The organism is Agrobacterium tumefaciens (genome assembly GCA_025559845.1).
Lineage (GTDB): Bacteria > Pseudomonadota > Alphaproteobacteria > Rhizobiales > Rhizobiaceae > Agrobacterium.
Genome location: CP048469.1, coordinates 1,960,954 through 1,977,951, shown reverse-complemented (window position 1 = coordinate 1,977,951; position 16,998 = coordinate 1,960,954). Strand labels below are relative to the sequence as shown.

General features: G+C 57.2%; 21 protein-coding genes. 20 read left to right on the top strand and 1 reads right to left on the bottom strand.

Translation table 11 applies throughout. From position 1 onward, the window contains the following. Positions 1-125: 125 nt before the first annotated feature. Positions 126-4,334 carry a DNA-directed RNA polymerase subunit beta' gene (gene rpoC, locus FY156_10130; protein ID UXS01802.1) on the top strand — a complete coding sequence of 1,403 codons (4,209 nt, stop codon included), beginning with the start codon at positions 126-128 and terminating at the stop codon, positions 4,332-4,334. Positions 4,335-4,487: 153 nt separating this feature from the next. On the opposite strand, the gene FY156_10125 is transcribed toward rpoC, so the two are convergent. After that, complete coding sequence (locus FY156_10125) at positions 4,488-4,781, bottom strand: transcriptional regulator (protein ID UXS01801.1); 294 nt, start codon at positions 4,779-4,781, stop codon at positions 4,488-4,490. A 530-nt stretch (positions 4,782-5,311) separates the two neighbouring features. Between FY156_10125 and FY156_10120 the strand changes: the two genes are divergently transcribed. From FY156_10120 to rpsN, 19 genes are all read left to right on the top strand, one after another. Next, positions 5,312-5,683 carry a 30S ribosomal protein S12 gene (locus tag FY156_10120; GenBank protein ID UXS01800.1) on the top strand — a complete coding sequence of 124 codons (372 nt, stop codon included), beginning with the start codon at positions 5,312-5,314 and terminating at the stop codon, positions 5,681-5,683. Between the two features lie 77 nt (positions 5,684-5,760). After that, entirely contained in the window at positions 5,761-6,231 is a 471-nt protein-coding gene (rpsG, locus tag FY156_10115) for a 30S ribosomal protein S7 (GenBank protein ID UXS01799.1), read from the top strand. A 33-nt stretch (positions 6,232-6,264) separates the two neighbouring features. Next, positions 6,265-8,364, top strand: coding sequence for an elongation factor G (gene fusA / locus FY156_10110; GenBank protein ID UXS01798.1), 2,100 nt, complete (start codon positions 6,265-6,267; stop codon positions 8,362-8,364). Positions 8,365-8,430: 66 nt separating this feature from the next. Further along, positions 8,431-9,606 carry an elongation factor Tu gene (gene tuf / locus FY156_10105; protein UXS01797.1) on the top strand — a complete coding sequence of 392 codons (1,176 nt, stop codon included), beginning with the start codon at positions 8,431-8,433 and terminating at the stop codon, positions 9,604-9,606. Positions 9,607-9,919: 313 nt separating this feature from the next. Continuing rightward, positions 9,920-10,228 (top strand): 30S ribosomal protein S10, encoded by a 309-nt coding sequence (gene rpsJ, locus FY156_10100; protein ID UXS01796.1) that lies wholly within the window; start codon positions 9,920-9,922, stop codon positions 10,226-10,228. A gap of 168 nt (positions 10,229-10,396) precedes the next feature. After that, positions 10,397-11,038, top strand: a complete 642-nt coding sequence (rplC, locus tag FY156_10095; protein UXS01795.1) for a 50S ribosomal protein L3 — start codon at positions 10,397-10,399, stop codon at positions 11,036-11,038. A 13-nt stretch (positions 11,039-11,051) separates the two neighbouring features. After that, on the top strand, positions 11,052-11,672 hold the full coding sequence (rplD, locus tag FY156_10090) for a 50S ribosomal protein L4 (GenBank protein ID UXS01794.1): 621 nt from the start codon (positions 11,052-11,054) through the stop codon (positions 11,670-11,672). Continuing rightward, complete coding sequence (locus tag FY156_10085; protein ID UXS01793.1) at positions 11,669-11,962, top strand: 50S ribosomal protein L23; 294 nt, start codon at positions 11,669-11,671, stop codon at positions 11,960-11,962. The genes rplD and FY156_10085 overlap by 4 nt, the downstream gene beginning before the upstream one ends. Positions 11,963-12,005: 43 nt before the next feature. After that, a complete protein-coding gene (gene rplB, locus FY156_10080; GenBank protein UXS01792.1) occupies positions 12,006-12,842 on the top strand; it encodes a 50S ribosomal protein L2 in 837 nt (278 codons plus the stop codon). A gap of 15 nt (positions 12,843-12,857) precedes the next feature. Next, entirely contained in the window at positions 12,858-13,136 is a 279-nt protein-coding gene (gene rpsS / locus FY156_10075) for a 30S ribosomal protein S19 (protein UXS01791.1), read from the top strand. Positions 13,137-13,138: 2 nt separating this feature from the next. Further along, on the top strand, positions 13,139-13,528 hold the full coding sequence (gene rplV / locus FY156_10070) for a 50S ribosomal protein L22 (protein ID UXS01790.1): 390 nt from the start codon (positions 13,139-13,141) through the stop codon (positions 13,526-13,528). Then, positions 13,528-14,259 (top strand): 30S ribosomal protein S3, encoded by a 732-nt coding sequence (rpsC, locus tag FY156_10065; protein UXS01789.1) that lies wholly within the window; start codon positions 13,528-13,530, stop codon positions 14,257-14,259. Before rplV ends, rpsC begins: the two co-directional genes overlap by 1 nt. Positions 14,260-14,297: 38 nt before the next feature. After that, positions 14,298-14,711, top strand: a complete 414-nt coding sequence (gene rplP, locus FY156_10060; protein UXS01788.1) for a 50S ribosomal protein L16 — start codon at positions 14,298-14,300, stop codon at positions 14,709-14,711. A gap of 12 nt (positions 14,712-14,723) precedes the next feature. Then, positions 14,724-14,924 carry a 50S ribosomal protein L29 gene (gene rpmC / locus FY156_10055; protein ID UXS01787.1) on the top strand — a complete coding sequence of 67 codons (201 nt, stop codon included), beginning with the start codon at positions 14,724-14,726 and terminating at the stop codon, positions 14,922-14,924. Positions 14,925-14,936: 12 nt separating this feature from the next. Beyond that, a complete protein-coding gene (rpsQ, locus tag FY156_10050) occupies positions 14,937-15,173 on the top strand; it encodes a 30S ribosomal protein S17 (GenBank protein ID UXS01786.1) in 237 nt (78 codons plus the stop codon). Between the two features lie 234 nt (positions 15,174-15,407). Then, complete coding sequence (gene rplN, locus FY156_10045) at positions 15,408-15,776, top strand: 50S ribosomal protein L14 (GenBank protein ID UXS01785.1); 369 nt, start codon at positions 15,408-15,410, stop codon at positions 15,774-15,776. Between the two features lie 12 nt (positions 15,777-15,788). Beyond that, the gene (rplX, locus tag FY156_10040; protein UXS01784.1) at positions 15,789-16,097 is read left to right on the top strand and encodes a 50S ribosomal protein L24; all 309 of its coding nucleotides are present in this window, start codon (positions 15,789-15,791) and stop codon (positions 16,095-16,097) included. Beyond that, complete coding sequence (rplE, locus tag FY156_10035) at positions 16,090-16,647, top strand: 50S ribosomal protein L5 (GenBank protein UXS01783.1); 558 nt, start codon at positions 16,090-16,092, stop codon at positions 16,645-16,647. The genes rplX and rplE overlap by 8 nt, the downstream gene beginning before the upstream one ends. Before the next feature lie 33 nt (positions 16,648-16,680). Beyond that, complete coding sequence (rpsN, locus tag FY156_10030; GenBank protein UXS01782.1) at positions 16,681-16,986, top strand: 30S ribosomal protein S14; 306 nt, start codon at positions 16,681-16,683, stop codon at positions 16,984-16,986. Positions 16,987-16,998 lie beyond the last annotated feature (12 nt).

The following is a 16,998-nucleotide window of genomic DNA, read 5'->3' as shown; positions in this document are numbered from 1 at the left end:
CCGCGATGGGAAACTTTCGCCGCATTCTGCGGTTAAACCGTATTTATGGCTCTGGACGGTGTTACCGGGAAATACCGGTCCAGATGCAAACAGGGGCAGCAGCTAGCCTCTCAAGGAGACAAGGCATGAACCAAGAGGTCATGAATCTTTTCAATCCTCAGATGCCCGCGCAGCATTTCGATTCCATCCGGATTTCGATCGCTAGCCCGGAGAAGATTCTCTCCTGGTCCTACGGCGAAATCAAAAAGCCGGAGACCATCAACTACCGTACGTTCAAGCCGGAACGTGACGGTTTGTTCTGCGCGCGCATCTTTGGACCGATCAAGGACTATGAGTGCCTGTGCGGCAAGTACAAGCGCATGAAGTACAAGGGCATCATCTGCGAAAAGTGCGGCGTTGAAGTTACGCTGTCGCGCGTTCGCCGTGAGCGCATGGGCCATATCGAGCTCGCTGCGCCGGTTGCCCACATCTGGTTCCTGAAGTCGCTTCCTTCGCGTATCTCGACGTTGCTCGACATGACGCTGAAGGATGTCGAACGCGTTCTGTATTTCGAAAACTACATCGTCACCGAACCGGGTCTCACCTCGCTCAAGCAGAACCAGCTTCTGTCTGAAGAAGAGTACATGATCGCCGTTGACGAGTTCGGCGAAGACCAGTTCACCGCCATGATCGGCGCTGAAGCTGTCTACGAAATGCTTGCGTCGATGAACCTCGAAAAGATCGCTGGCGATCTGCGTTCCGAGCTTGCCGAGACCACCTCGGACCTCAAGCAGAAGAAGCTGATGAAGCGCCTGAAGATCGTCGAGAACTTCATGGAATCGGGCAATCGTCCCGAGTGGATGATCATGAAGGTCGTTCCGGTCATTCCTCCGGACCTGCGTCCGCTGGTTCCGCTCGACGGCGGCCGTTTCGCGACGTCGGATCTGAACGATCTGTACCGTCGTGTGATCAACCGTAACAACCGTCTGAAGCGTCTGATCGAGCTTCGCGCGCCTGGCATCATCATCCGCAACGAAAAGCGTATGTTGCAGGAATCCGTTGACGCGCTGTTTGACAACGGCCGTCGCGGTCGCGTCATCACGGGTGCCAACAAGCGTCCGCTGAAGTCGCTCTCCGACATGCTCAAGGGCAAGCAGGGCCGCTTCCGTCAGAACCTTCTCGGTAAGCGCGTCGACTACTCCGGTCGTTCGGTTATCGTGACGGGTCCGGAACTGAAGCTGCACCAGTGCGGTCTGCCGAAGAAGATGGCGCTCGAGCTGTTCAAGCCGTTCATCTATGCCCGCCTCGACGCGAAGGGTTACTCCTCGACCGTCAAGCAGGCCAAGAAGCTGGTTGAAAAGGAAAAGCCGGAAGTGTGGGATATCCTCGACGAGGTTATCCGCGAGCATCCGGTCCTTCTGAACCGCGCACCGACGCTGCACCGTCTGGGTATCCAGGCTTTCGAGCCCACGCTGGTCGAAGGCAAGGCAATCCAGTTGCACCCGCTCGTCTGCACGGCCTTCAACGCCGACTTCGACGGTGACCAGATGGCTGTTCACGTCCCGCTCTCGCTGGAAGCCCAGCTTGAAGCGCGCGTGCTGATGATGTCGACCAACAACATTCTGCATCCGGCAAACGGTCAGCCGATCATCGTTCCTTCGCAGGACATGGTTCTCGGCCTGTACTACCTGTCGATCCTGAACCAGAACGAGCCGGGTGAAGGCATGGCCTTCTCTGACATGGGCGAACTGCATCACGCTCTGGAAAACAAGGTCGTCACGCTGCATGCCAAGATCCGCGGCCGCTTCAAGTCTGTCGATCTCGACGGCAACCCGGTTTCGAAGATCTACGAAACGACGCCAGGTCGCATGATTATCGGCGAACTGCTGCCGAAGAACGGCAACATTCCGTTCGACATCTGCAACCAGGAAATGACCAAGAAGAACATCTCCAAGATGATCGACACGGTCTACCGTCATTGCGGCCAGAAAGACACGGTCATCTTCTGCGACCGTATCATGCAGCTCGGTTTTGCCCATGCTTGCCGCGCCGGCATTTCGTTCGGCAAGGACGACATGATCATTCCTGAAACCAAGGCGAAGATCGTCGGTGATACCGAAACCCTGGTGAAGGAATACGAACAGCAGTACAACGACGGCCTGATCACTCAGGGCGAGAAGTACAACAAGGTCGTTGACGCCTGGGGTAAGGCTACCGAAAAGGTCGCGGAAGACATGATGGCCCGTATTAAGGCTGTCGAGTTCGATGCCGAGACCGGTCGCCAGAAGCCGATGAACGCCATCTACATGATGAGCCACTCGGGTGCCCGTGGTTCTCCGAACCAGATGCGTCAGCTTGGCGGTATGCGCGGCCTGATGGCCAAGCCGTCGGGTGAAATCATCGAGACGCCGATCATCTCGAACTTCAAGGAAGGCCTGACCGTTAACGAGTACTTCAACTCGACCCACGGTGCCCGTAAGGGTCTGGCAGACACCGCCTTGAAGACCGCGAACTCCGGTTACCTGACCCGTCGTCTCGTCGACGTGGCACAGGACTGCATCGTCAACTCCAGGGATTGCGGTACCGAAACGGGCCTCACCATGACTGCCATCGTCGATGCTGGTCAGGTTGTTGCTTCGCTTGGCGCACGTATCCTCGGCCGTACGGCTCTGGACGACATCGATCATCCGGTTTCCGGCGAAAACCTCGTCAAGGCGGGTACGCTTATCGATGAAGCCGATGTGGCAGTTATCGAGAAGGCGGGCATCCAGTCCGTTCGCATCCGTTCGGCTCTGACCTGCGAAGTGCAGGTTGGCGTTTGCGGCGTCTGCTACGGTCGTGACCTTGCACGTGGTACGCCTGTCAACATGGGTGAAGCCGTTGGCGTTATCGCCGCACAGTCGATCGGTGAACCGGGCACGCAGCTTACCATGCGTACCTTCCACCTTGGCGGTACGGCAAACGTTGTTGACCAGTCGTTCCTCGAAGCCTCTTACGAGGGCACGATTGCGATCAAGAACCGCAACATCCTGCGCAACTCCGAAGGCACCCTCATTGCAATGGGCCGTAACATGGCGGTCACCATTCTCGATGAGCGTGGTCAGGAGCGCTCCTCGCAGCGCGTTGCCTACGGTTCGAAGATCTTCGTTGACGACGGCGACAAGGTTAAGCGCGGTCAGCGTCTTGCAGAGTGGGACCCCTACACCCGTCCAATGATGACGGAAGTGGAAGGTACTGTTCACTTCGAAGACCTGGTCGACGGCCTTTCCGTTCTGGAAGCGACCGACGAGTCCACCGGTATCACCAAGCGTCAGGTTATCGACTGGCGTTCGACACCGCGCGGTTCGGACCTCAAACCTGCGATCGTCATCAAGGACGCTTCCGGTGCTGTTGCGAAGCTCTCCCGTGGTGGTGAAGCCCGCTTCCAGCTTTCGGTTGACGCCATCCTGTCGGTCGAGCCGGGTGCGAAGGTTTCGCAGGGTGACGTGCTTGCACGTTCGCCGCTCGAAAGCGCCAAGACGAAGGACATCACCGGTGGTCTGCCGCGCGTTGCCGAACTCTTCGAAGCGCGTCGTCCGAAGGATCACGCTATCATCGCTGAAATCGATGGTACGATCCGCCTCGGCCGCGACTACAAGAACAAGCGCCGCGTGATGATCGAGCCTGCTGAAGACGGTGTTGAAGCCGTTGAATACCTGATCCCGAAGGGCAAGCCCTTCCATCTTCAGGAAGGCGACTACATCGAAAAGGGTGAGTACATCCTCGACGGCAATCCTGCGCCGCACGACATTCTGGCGATCAAGGGCGTGGAAGCACTCGCTTCCTACCTCGTGAACGAAATCCAGGAAGTCTACCGTCTGCAGGGCGTTATCATCAACGACAAGCACATCGAGGTGATCGTTCGCCAGATGCTGCAGAAGGTGGAAATCACCGACGCTGGCGACAGCCAGTACATCGTTGGCGACAATGTCGACCGTATCGAGCTGGACGACATGAACGATCGTCTGATCGAAGAGGGCAAGAAGCCGGCTTATGGCGATCCTGTTCTTCTCGGTATCACCAAGGCATCGCTGCAGACGCCGTCCTTCATCTCGGCCGCATCGTTCCAGGAGACCACAAAGGTTCTCACGGAAGCTGCGATCGCCGGCAAGACGGACACGTTGCAGGGTCTCAAGGAAAACGTCATCGTCGGCCGCCTTATCCCGGCCGGTACCGGCGGCACCATGACGCAGATCCGCCGCATCGCGACTTCGCGCGACGACCTCATTCTCGAGGAGCGCCGCAAGGGTACCGGTGCAGGCTCTGCGACGCAGATGCTGCAGGACATGACCGATCAGGCTCCGGCAGCCGAATAAGGCAGCCGGGCGGGGGCCTCGAAAGAGGCCCTGGTCATCTCAGATACAAAAAACGCCCGGAGCGATCCGGGCGTTTTTTATTGGACTGGTGATCTCAAGTGGTCTTTGCGTTGCGCCAAGCGGTCATCGCTGCGGCGATGCCGCCGCGGAAGGTCACGCGAAGCGGATGATCGCAACTTCGCCTTCCAGCGCGCCCTGATAGGCGGAGGCGTGCGGCTCCTCGTCCGGGATCTCGGTCAGCATGCCGATCTGGTCGAGGTCAGCCTCGATGAAGCCTTCTTCGGAGAGCGCGTTCAGTGTCTCGCGCACGGCGGTATCGTCGTCAGGAGCCTTCAGGATGACATGGATGTCGATCCCCTCGGAACCTTCCTGTTCGTAGGCTTTGCCAATGACGATGAAGACCATGGGCTCATCGCGTCCATTGTCGTTGTCTGGAGAAGTATTCATGACGCGGTTCCTTGATCTCAAGTTGTAAAATGGTGCGACCGATCGGGAATCGGTCCCTTGTCGTGCTGGCGCATTTCCAGCGGAGCACGGGGAATCAATAGACCGATTTTATGAAAAGCCAAAGGCTGCGTGCGAAATTCACAGCAAGCGGCGGCGACATGTGTTAAAACGGGGATGAAATGGCCTGATGGCTGGCGTTAAGCCCCGATGCCAAAGGGCAATGTGCGGATTCACCCTTGACGAAAGCTGGCTAAAACAGTAGTACGCCCGCCATCGGAGCCTCTGTCTGTGCTGGCCGTCAGGGAATATTTTCCCTGAAGTTCATCTCAAACAGGTCTTCATCGCACGTAGAAGACACGAATGTTGCACGCACGACACCTTTGAGGTTGTCCTCTGCTCTTGGTGGTCCATCCGTGAAAGCGGATCGGGCCACGTTTTGCGCATGAGGATATATGCGTGCTTCGTCGCCGGCAACGGCATAACCGCCACCCGCAAGGGTGGCTAAAGTAGTTTTTGCAAGGGATGGTTATATGCCTACCGTAAACCAGCTTATCCGCAAGCCTCGCCAGGCACAGGTAAAGCGCAACAAGGTTCCTGCTCTTCAGGAAAACCCACAGAAGCGTGGCGTTTGCACCCGCGTTTACACGACGACCCCAAAGAAGCCGAACTCGGCTCTGCGTAAGGTTGCCAAGATCCGCCTCACCAACGGCTTCGAAGTCATCGGCTACATTCCTGGCGAAGGTCACAACCTTCAGGAACACTCTGTCGTCATGATCCGCGGCGGCCGCGTAAAGGACTTGCCAGGTGTTCGTTACCACATCATCCGTGGTGTTCTCGATACCCAGGGCGTCAAGAACCGCAAGCAGCGCCGTTCGAAGTACGGTGCGAAGCGTCCGAAGTAATTCGGTTTAAACAGATTCCGGCGCTGCGCGAGGTTCTCCGCGTGGTAAAGCGCCATAACAGTTGAGAGACAAAGAATATGTCCCGTCGCCATAGTGCAGAAAAGCGTGAGATCAACCCGGACCCGAAGTTCGGCGATCTGGTCGTCACCAAGTTCATGAATGCCATCATGCTTCATGGCAAGAAGTCCGTTGCTGAAAGCATCGTTTACGGCGCGTTCGACGTCGTTCAGGGCAAGACGAAGCAGGAGCCGCTCGGCGTGTTCCACTCCGCGCTCGATAACGTTGCTCCGCACGTTGAAGTCCGTTCGCGCCGCGTTGGTGGTGCAACGTACCAGGTTCCGGTCGACGTTCGTCCTGAGCGCCGCCAGGCTCTTGCTATCCGCTGGCTGATCGCTGCTGCGCGCAAGCGCAACGAAACGACCATGGTCGATCGCCTTTCCGGCGAACTCATGGACGCTGCGAACAACCGCGGTTCCGCTGTCAAGAAGCGCGAAGACACGCACAAGATGGCTGACGCCAACCGCGCATTCTCGCATTACCGCTGGTAATCTCACCGGTCGAATATCGAAAGGCAGTCCCTTATGGCTCGCGAATATAAAATCGAAGACTACCGCAATTTCGGTATCATGGCGCATATCGACGCCGGCAAGACGACGACCACCGAGCGTATTCTTTATTACACCGGTAAGTCGCACAAGATCGGCGAAGTTCACGATGGCGCAGCCACGATGGACTGGATGGAGCAGGAGCAGGAGCGTGGTATCACCATCACCTCCGCTGCCACGACGACCTTCTGGAAGGGTCGCGATGGCAAGATGCGCCGTTTCAACATCATCGACACCCCCGGCCACGTCGACTTCACGATTGAAGTTGAACGTTCGCTGCGCGTTCTCGACGGTGCGATCGCTCTTCTCGACGCCAACGCCGGTGTTGAGCCGCAGACGGAAACCGTCTGGCGTCAGGCTGAGAAGTACAACGTTCCGCGTATGATCTTCTGCAACAAGATGGACAAGACCGGTGCTGACTTCTACCGCTCGGTAGAAATGATCAAGACCCGTCTCGGCGCTATTGCAGTTGTCATGCAGCTCCCGATCGGTGCAGAAACCGAATTCAAGGGCGTCATCGATCTGATCGAGATGAATGCACTCATCTGGCGTGACGAATCGCTCGGCGCTCAGTGGGATGTCGTTGAAATCCCGGAAGACATGAAGGCCAAGGCTGAAGAATATCGCGAAAAGCTGATCGAGACTGTTGTCGAGATCGACGAAGAAGCGATGGAAGCCTACCTGAACGGCGACATGCCAGACAACGACAAGATTCGCGAACTCGTTCGTCGCGGCACCATCGACGTGAAGTTCCACCCGATGTTCTGCGGCACCGCGTTCAAGAACAAGGGCGTTCAGCCGCTTCTCGACGCTGTTGTCGACTACCTGCCTTCTCCGCTGGACATTCCGGCGATCAAGGGTATCGACTTCAAGACGGAAGCCGAAATCGAGCGTCACGCTGACGATTCCGAGCCGCTTTCCATGCTCGCGTTCAAGATCATGAACGACCCATTCGTCGGTTCGCTGACCTTCGCACGTATCTACTCGGGCAAGCTCGAAAAGGGTACGTCTGTCATCAACACGGTCAAGGACAAGCGCGAGCGCGTCGGCCGTATGCTGCAGATGCACTCCAACTCGCGTGAAGACATCGAAGAAGCCTTCGCTGGCGACATCGTTGCTCTGGCTGGCCTCAAGGAAACCACCACTGGCGATACGCTCTGCGATCCGCTGAAGCCGGTTATCCTCGAGCGCATGGAATTCCCTGAGCCGGTCATCCAGATCGCTATCGAGCCGAAGACCAAGGGCGACCAGGAAAAGATGGGCCTCGCGCTTAACCGCCTTGCTGCTGAAGATCCTTCGTTCCGCGTCAAGACAGACGATGAATCCGGTCAGACGATCATTGCCGGCATGGGCGAACTTCACCTCGACATTCTCGTTGACCGTATGCGTCGCGAGTTCAAGGTTGAAGCTACCGTTGGTGCTCCGCAGGTTGCTTACCGCGAAACCATCACCAAGGCGCACGAAGAAGACTACACGCACAAGAAGCAGTCCGGTGGTACCGGTCAGTTCGCTCGCGTGAAGATCCTGTTCGAACCGAACCCAGAAGGCGAAGACTTCAAGTTCGAGTCGAAGATCGTCGGTGGTGCTGTTCCGAAGGAATACATCCCAGGCGTTCAGAAGGGTATCGAAAGCGTTCTGTCTTCCGGTCCTCTGGCTGGCTTCCCGATGCTCGGCGTCAAGGCAACCCTGTTCGACGGCGCATTCCACGATGTCGACTCGTCGGTTCTGGCGTTCGAAATCGCATCGCGTGCCTGCTTCCGTGAAGCAGCAAAGAAGGCTGGTGCACAGCTTCTCGAGCCGATGATGAAGGTTGAAGTCGTTACCCCTGAAGATTACGTCGGTGACGTGATCGGCGATCTGAACTCGCGTCGCGGTCAGATCCAGGGTCAGGAAAGCCGTGGTATTGCCGTTGTTATCAACGCGCACGTTCCGCTGGCCAACATGTTCAAGTACGTCGACAACCTGCGTTCCATGTCTCAGGGTCGTGCACAGTACTCGATGACGTTCGATCACTATTCGCCGGTTCCAAGCAACGTTGCTGCTGAAATCCAGGCAAAGTACTCCGGTCAGAAGTGACCGGGGTACTCCCCAAACGAGATTTGAAGTTTATTCCCGCTCAGGGATAAGTATGGAGAGCCACTAATGGCAAAGAGCAAGTTTGAGCGCAATAAGCCGCACGTCAACATTGGCACGATCGGTCACGTTGACCATGGCAAGACGTCGCTGACGGCAGCAATCACGAAGTTCTTCGGCGAGTTCAAGGCGTACGACCAGATCGACGCAGCTCCTGAAGAAAAGGCTCGTGGTATCACGATTTCGACGGCGCACGTTGAGTACGAGACGGCTAACCGTCACTACGCCCACGTTGACTGCCCCGGCCACGCCGACTACGTGAAGAACATGATCACCGGTGCTGCCCAGATGGACGGCGCGATCCTGGTTTGCTCGGCTGCTGACGGCCCGATGCCGCAGACCCGCGAGCACATCCTGCTTGCTCGTCAGGTTGGCGTTCCGGCGATCGTTGTGTTCCTCAACAAGGTTGACCAGGTTGACGACGCAGAACTTCTCGAGCTCGTCGAGCTTGAAGTTCGCGAACTGCTGTCGTCCTACGACTTCCCGGGCGACGACATTCCGATCGTCAAGGGTTCTGCACTTGCAGCTCTCGAAGATTCCAACAAGGAAATCGGCGAGAACGCAATCCGCAAGCTGATGGAAGAAGTTGACGCGTACATCCCGACGCCTGAGCGTCCGATCGACCAGCCGTTCCTGATGCCGATCGAAGACGTGTTCTCGATCTCTGGTCGTGGTACGGTTGTTACGGGCCGCGTTGAGCGTGGTATCGTCAAGGTCGGTGAAGAAGTTGAGATCGTCGGCATCCGCGCGACGTCGAAGACGACTGTTACCGGCGTTGAAATGTTCCGCAAGCTGCTCGATCAGGGCCAGGCTGGCGACAACATCGGTGCACTGGTTCGCGGCGTACAGCGTGATGGCGTTGAGCGTGGTCAGATCCTGTGCAAGCCAGGCTCTGTCAAGCCGCACAAGAAGTTCATGGCTGAAGCCTACATCCTGACGAAGGAAGAAGGCGGCCGTCATACGCCGTTCTTCACGAACTACCGTCCGCAGTTCTACTTCCGTACGACTGACGTTACCGGTATCGTTTCGCTTCCAGAAGGCACGGAAATGGTTATGCCTGGCGACAACGTCACGGTTGAAGTTGAGCTGATCGTTCCGATCGCGATGGAAGAAAAGCTGCGCTTCGCTATCCGCGAAGGCGGCCGTACCGTCGGCGCCGGCATCGTTGCCTCGATCATCGAGTAATTTCTCGATCTGAAAATACTGGCCGACGGCGGTGCGATAAGCACCGCCGTCGGGCTTTTGGTAAAAAGCGTGACGGCGTAGCACTTTTAGTGCTTGAAAAATTCGGTGAAAGCGCGTAAACGCGCACTCACACTCACCGCTGGATTCGCAAGCGATTGCGAAGCGCGGTGATTTTAGCAATACAGACTACCGAAATGATTGGCTGGCCTTTGGGCAGTCCTCTCGATTTTTGAAAATCTGCGGCGCCACGATTAATAGAAGTTCATGTGTTTCTGCGTGCAGAAACGAATAACAAAGAACAAGGACAAGACGAATGAACGGCCAGAATATCCGTATCCGCCTCAAGGCGTTCGATCACCGGATCCTCGATGCCTCTACCCGTGAAATCGTGTCGACCGCAAAGCGCACCGGCGCCAGCGTTCGCGGCCCGGTTCCGCTCCCAACCCGCATCGAAAAGTTTACCGTCAACCGCTCTCCTCACGTTGATAAGAAGAGCCGTGAACAGTTCGAAATGCGGACGCACAAGCGTCTTCTCGATATCGTTGACCCCACCCCGCAGACTGTTGATGCTTTGATGAAGCTCGACCTCGCTGCTGGCGTTGACGTGGAAATCAAGCTCTAAGACCCGGCCTGACCTCACTCGAGTGAGGGCCGAAATAACAAGGAAGGTACGTGGAGCAATCCAACGGCTTCCAAACCGGAGACCGGAAACGTCGTGAGATGTCGAAGGGAACTCCTTAACAAAGGCCAGAGAGGGTTTTCCCTTCAAGGCTCGCAAGAGGATGAACCAATGCGTTCAGGTGTGATTGCACAGAAAGTGGGAATGACCCGCGTCTATAACGACGCTGGTGAGCATATTCCCGTAACAGTTCTGCGTCTGGATAACGTACAAGTCGTTGCCCAGCGCACGGAAGACAAGAATGGCTATACCGCAGTTCAGCTCGGTGCAGGCCAGTCCAAGGTCAAAAATACAACGAAGGCGCTCCGCGGCCATTTCGCTGCTGCCAACGTTGAGCCGAAAGCAAAGCTCGTCGAGTTCCGGGTTTCCCCCGAGAACCTGATCGACATCGGTGCATCACTGACCGCAAATCATTTTCAGGCCGGCCAGCTGGTCGACGTCACTGGTACGACGATCGGTAAGGGTTTCGCCGGTGCGATGAAGCGCCACAACTTCGGTGGTGGCCGCGCTTCGCACGGTAACTCGATCTCGCACCGTGCACACGGTTCGACCGGTTCCAACCAGGATCCGGGCCGCGTCTGGAAGGGCAAGCGCATGGCTGGTCACATGGGCCAGACGCGCGTTACGACCCAGAACCTCGAAGTCGTTTCCACCGACGAAGACCGTGGTCTCATCCTCGTGAAGGGTGCAGTTCCCGGTTCCAAGGGTTCCTGGATCATCGTCCGCGACGCCGTCAAGTCGGCTGCGAAGTAAGGGAGCCTTATCAATGGAATTGAACGTCAAAACCCTCGAGGGAAAAGACGCCGGCAAGGTTTCCCTGTCGGACGAGATTTTCGGCCTCGACCCACGCCAGGACATTCTGGCCCGTATGGTTCGCTGGCAGCTTGCTAAGAAGCAGCAGGGAACCCACAAGTCCAAGACCCGTGCAGAAGTTTCCCGCACCGGTGCGAAGATGTACAAGCAGAAGGGTACGGGCCGCGCTCGTCACCATTCGGCTCGCGCTCCGCAGTTCCGCGGCGGCGGCAAGGCCCACGGCCCGGTCGTTCGTAGCCACGCTCATGACCTTCCGAAGAAGGTTCGTGCGCTTGCTCTGCGTCACGCCCTGTCTGCAAAGCTGAAGGCAGAAGAACTGATCATCATCGATCAGCTCGTTGCATCTGAAGCAAAGACCAAGGCCCTGCTCGGCAGCTTCGCTACGCTTGGCCTGACCAACGCTCTCGTTATCGGCGGCGCAGAACTTGATGGCAACTTCAAGCTCGCAGCTCAGAACATCCCGAACGTGGACGTTCTGCCGGTACAGGGCATCAATGTTTACGACATCCTGCGCCGTGGCAAGCTGGTGCTTTCCAAGGCTGCTGTAGAGGCTCTGGAGGAGCGGTTCAAATGACGGATCTTCGCCACTACGATGTGATCGTATCTCCTTCGATCACGGAAAAGTCGACGCTGGTATCCGAACAGAACCAGGTCGTATTCAATGTCGCCAAGGACGCTTCTAAGCCTGAAATCAAGGCTGCTGTTGAAGCTCTCTTCGGCGTCAAAGTCACGGCTGTGAACACGCTTATCCGCAAGGGTAAGACCCGTCGTTTCCGTGGGTTCGCCGGTAAGCTTAAAGACGTCAAGAAAGCCGTCGTTACGCTCGCCGAAGGTCAATCCATCGACGTGTCCACCGGACTCTAAAGGTTAGGCCCAAGCGGGCAAAGACCCAAAAGGGAACAATAAAATGGCATTGAAAAGTTTCAATCCGACCACGCCAAGCCAGCGCCAGCTGGTTATCGTGGACCGCGCTTCGCTCTACAAGGGCAAGCCGGTAAAGGCTCTTACCGAGGGCCTCAGCTCCAAGGGTGGCCGTAACAACCAGGGCCGGATCACCGTCCGGTTCCAAGGTGGCGGTCACAAGCGGACCTACCGTCTGGTAGACTTCAAGCGTCGTAAGTTCGACGTTGAAGGCACCGTTGAACGTCTGGAATACGACCCTAACCGCACCGCGTTCATCGCGCTGGTTACGTACGCAGACGGCGAACAGGCTTACATTCTCGCGCCACAGCGTCTTGCTGCTGGTGACAAGGTAATCGCCTCCGACAAGGCAGTGGACGTGAAGCCAGGCAACGCCATGCCGCTTCAGTACATCCCGGTCGGTTCGATCATCCACAACGTCGAGATGAAGCCAGGCAAGGGCGGTCAGATCGCTCGCTCCGCCGGCACGTACGTTCAGCTCGTTGGTCGCGACGCCGGTATGGCGATCCTGCGTCTCAACTCTGGCGAACAGCGTCTGGTGCACGGCTCCTGCCTCGCATCGATCGGTGCTGTTTCGAACGCCGATCACGGCAACATCAACGACGGCAAGGCCGGTCGTTCTCGTTGGCGCGGCAAGCGTCCGCATGTTCGCGGCGTCGTCATGAACCCGGTCGACCACCCGCACGGTGGTGGTGAAGGTCGCACGTCGGGTGGTCGTCACCCGGTGACTCCGTGGGGTAAGCCCACGAAGGGCAAGCGCACCCGTTCGAACAAGTCGACCGACAAGTTCATCATGCGCTCGCGCCATCAGCGTAAGAAGTAAGAGAGGAAGTCACTAATGGCTCGTTCAGTATGGAAAGGTCCGTTTGTTGACGGCTATCTTCTCAAGAAAGCTGAGAAGGTGCGCGAAGGCGGACGTAACGAAGTAATCAAGATCTGGAGCCGTCGCTCCACGATCCTGCCGCAGTTCGTCGGTCTGACTTTCGGCGTATACAACGGCAGCAAGCATGTGCCCGTCTCTGTCAACGAAGACATGGTCGGCCACAAGTTCGGTGAATTCTCTCCGACCCGTACCTATTACGGTCACGGCGCGGACAAGAAGGCAAAGAGGAAGTAATCATGGCGAAGGCTAAGACCGAACGCCGGCTGAAGGACAACGAGGCTCAGGCCGTTGCCCGTACGCTTCGCGTCAGCCCCCAGAAACTGAACCTGGTTGCCGCTCTTATCCGTGGCAAGAAGGTTGATCGCGCTCTCGCTGAGCTCGAATTCTCCCGCAAGCGCATTGCAGGCACCGTCAAGAAGACGCTCGAATCTGCAATTGCCAATGCGGAAAACAACCATGATCTCGACGTCGACGCTCTCGTCGTCGCCGAGGCTTATGTTGGCAAGTCCATCACCATGAAGCGTTTCCACGCTCGTGGCCGTGGTCGTGCATCCCGCATTGAAAAGCCGTTCTCTCACCTCACGATCGTTGTTCGTGAAGTCGAGGAAAAAGGGGAGGCCGCATAATGGGTCAGAAAATCAATCCAATCGGCTTCCGCCTCGGCATCAACCGTACCTGGGACAGCCGCTGGTACGCTGACACCGCTGAATACGGCAAGCTGCTGCACGAAGACCTTGCTATCCGGGCTTACCTGGTCAAGGAACTCAAGCAGGCTGGTATTGCCAAGGTTGTCATCGAGCGCCCGCACAAGAAGTGCCGCGTGACCATTCACTCGGCTCGTCCGGGTCTGATCATCGGCAAGAAGGGTGCAGACATCGAAAAGCTTCGCAAGAAGCTTTCCGAGATGACCAACTCCGAAACGCACCTCAACATCGTTGAAGTGCGTAAGCCGGAAGTCGACGCAACCCTCGTTGCACAGTCGATCGCCCAGCAGCTCGAACGCCGCGTGGCTTTCCGCCGTGCGATGAAGCGCGCTGTTCAGTCCGCAATGCGTCTTGGCGCCGAAGGCATCAAGATCACCTGCGGTGGTCGTCTCGGTGGTGCCGAAATCGCTCGTACCGAATGGTACCGCGAAGGCCGCGTTCCGCTCCACACGCTGCGTGCGGACATCGACTACGGTACGGCTGAAGCCGAAACCGCATTCGGTATCTGCGGCATCAAGGTCTGGATCTTCAAGGGCGAAATCCTTGAGCACGATCCGATGGCTTCCGAGCGTCGTGCGCTCGAAGGCGATGCCCAGGGTCCGGCAAGCCGCGAGCGTGGCGATCGTTCCGATCGTCGTCGCGAAAACGCTTGATAAACGCTGGCGAAAGATAAGCTCGGAGAAGTAAGAAAATGTTGCAGCCAAAGCGTACTAAGTACCGCAAGCAGTTCAAGGGACGCATCAAAGGCGTCGCTAAGGGCGGCTTTGACCTGGCATTCGGTGAATTCGGCTTGAAGTCGCAGGAACCGAACCGCGTGAATGCACGCGAGATCGAAGCGGCCCGCCGCGCGATCACGCGTTACATGAAGCGCGCAGGTCGTGTTTGGATCCGTGTGTTCCCTGACGTTCCGGTTACGGCTAAGCCGACCGAAGTTCGTATGGGTAAGGGCAAGGGTTCGGTCGATTACTGGGCATGCAAGGTCAAGCCCGGTCGTATGATGTTCGAGATCGACGGTGTGTCCGAGGAGATCGCCCGCGAGGCGCTTCGTCTCGGCGCTGCCAAGCTCTCGGTGAAGACGCGCTTCGTACAGCGCATCGCAGAGTAAGGAGCAAGGCACATGAAAGCCGAAGACGTTCGCGGCCTCAGCGCCGATCAGCTCAAGGACAAGCTCGCTGACCTGAAGAAGGAGCAGTTCAACCTGCGCTTCCAGAAGGCAACCGGCCAGCTGGAAAAGTCCTCGCGCATCAACGAAGTCCGTAAGGACATCGCCCGCGTCAAAACCATTGCCCGCCAGAAGGCGGCAGAAGCCAAGGCCTAAGGGAAGAACAATATGCCCAAACGCATCCTGCAAGGCGTCGTCGTTTCCGACAAGAACGAGAAGACCGTAGTGGTCCGGGTTGAGCGTCGTTTCGCTCACCCGCTGCTCCAGAAAACCGTTCGCCGTTCGAAGAAGTACAAGGCGCACGACGAAAACAACCAGTACAAGGTCGGCGATGTCGTTTCCATCGAGGAATGCGCACCGATCTCCAAGGACAAGCGCTGGACGGTTGTATCTGCCCACGCTTAATTTCAACAGAATCGCGCCGACTCACTTGTATTCGGCGCGAAAATCTGTATGAAGCACCGCAAGGACGCTCGTGTCACGGGCGTCTTTTGCTTTGATGCGCACGGAAGGTCCTTCGGGAAACCACCCTGTCACGACTTTTCCGCGCAAACAAACAGATATTCATAAGCTGGGGCAGGGGGCTTGCTCGTAAGAGTTTGCCCAACCGTTCCGGTAACAACAAGAAGGCGACCTGACATGATTCAGATGCAAACAAACCTCGACGTGGCGGATAATTCCGGCGCACGTCGTGTCATGTGCATCAAGGTGCTGGGCGGCTCGAAGCGCAAGTATGCTTCTGTTGGCGACATCATTGTCGTTTCCATCAAGGAAGCTATTCCGCGCGGCCGCGTCAAGAAGGGCGACGTGATGAAGGCGGTTGTAGTTCGTACCGCCAAGGACATCCGCCGCGCTGACGGCAGCGTCATCCGTTTCGATAACAACGCAGCAGTTCTTATCGATAACAAGAAAGAGCCGATCGGCACGCGTATCTTCGGACCGGTTCCGCGCGAACTCCGCGCTAAGAACCACATGAAGATCATCTCGCTGGCTCCGGAAGTACTGTAAGGAGCGAATGCGATGCAGAAAATTCGTAAAGGCGACAAGGTTGTCGTATTGACCGGTAAGGACAAGGGCCGCACCGGTGAAGTAATCCAGGTTTTGCCGAAGGAAGACCGGGCTGTCGTGAGTGGCGTTAATATGGTGAAGCGTCACCAGCGCCAGACCCAGAGCCAGGAAGCCGGCATCATCAACAAGGAAGCATCCTTGCACATCTCCAACATTGCCATTGCCGATAAGGATGGCAAGCCGACTCGCGTTGGCTTCAAGGTTGTAGAAGGCAAGAAGGTCCGTGTGGCCAAGCGTTCGGGAGAAGTCATCGATGGCTGAGACCAAGTACGAACCGCGTCTCAAGGCGGAATACGTTTCGCGTATCCGTGGCGCCATGCAGGAGAAGTTCTCCTACGCTAACGTTATGATGATCCCGAAGATCGACAAGATCGTCATCAACATGGGCGTTGGTGAAGCAACTGCTGACTCCAAGAAGCCTACGGTTGCTGCTGCTGATCTGGCCGCTATCGCTGGTCAGAAGCCGGTTGTTACCCGCGCTCGCAACTCCATCGCGGGCTTCAAGGTTCGCGAAGGCATGCCGATCGGTGCGAAGGTTACCCTTCGTGGCGCGCGCATGTACGAATTCCTTGATCGTCTGGTCAACATCGCGCTGCCGCGTGTTCGCGACTTCCGGGGCTTGAACCCGAAGAGCTTTGACGGCCGTGGCAACTTCGCCATGGGCATCAAGGAGCACATTGTGTTCCCTGAGATCAACTACGATAAGGTTGATCAGATGTGGGGCATGGACATCATCGTTTGCACGACGGCGACTTCGGACGACGAAGCACGGGCTCTTCTGACAGAGTTCAACTTCCCGTTCCGTCACTAACCGTAACGACGAGCGTAGAAAAGGAACTCCGATATGGCGAAAACAAGCGCAGTTGAAAAGAACAAGCGCCGCCGCAAGACAGTTGCCTCCCAGGCCGGCAAGCGCGCCGCCCTCAAGGCTATTGTCATGAACCAGTCCCTTCCGATCGAAGAGCGGTTCCAGGCCACCCTGAAGCTCGCTTCGCTGCCGCGTGACGGCTCGAAGACGCGTATCCGCAACCGCTGCGAAGTAACGGGCCGTCCGCGCGCGTTCTATCGCAAGCTCAAGATGTCGCGTATTGCGCTTCGTGAGCTGGGCAACTCGGGCAAGGTGCCTGGCGTTGTCAAGTCGAGCTGGTAAGGAGACGGGCAC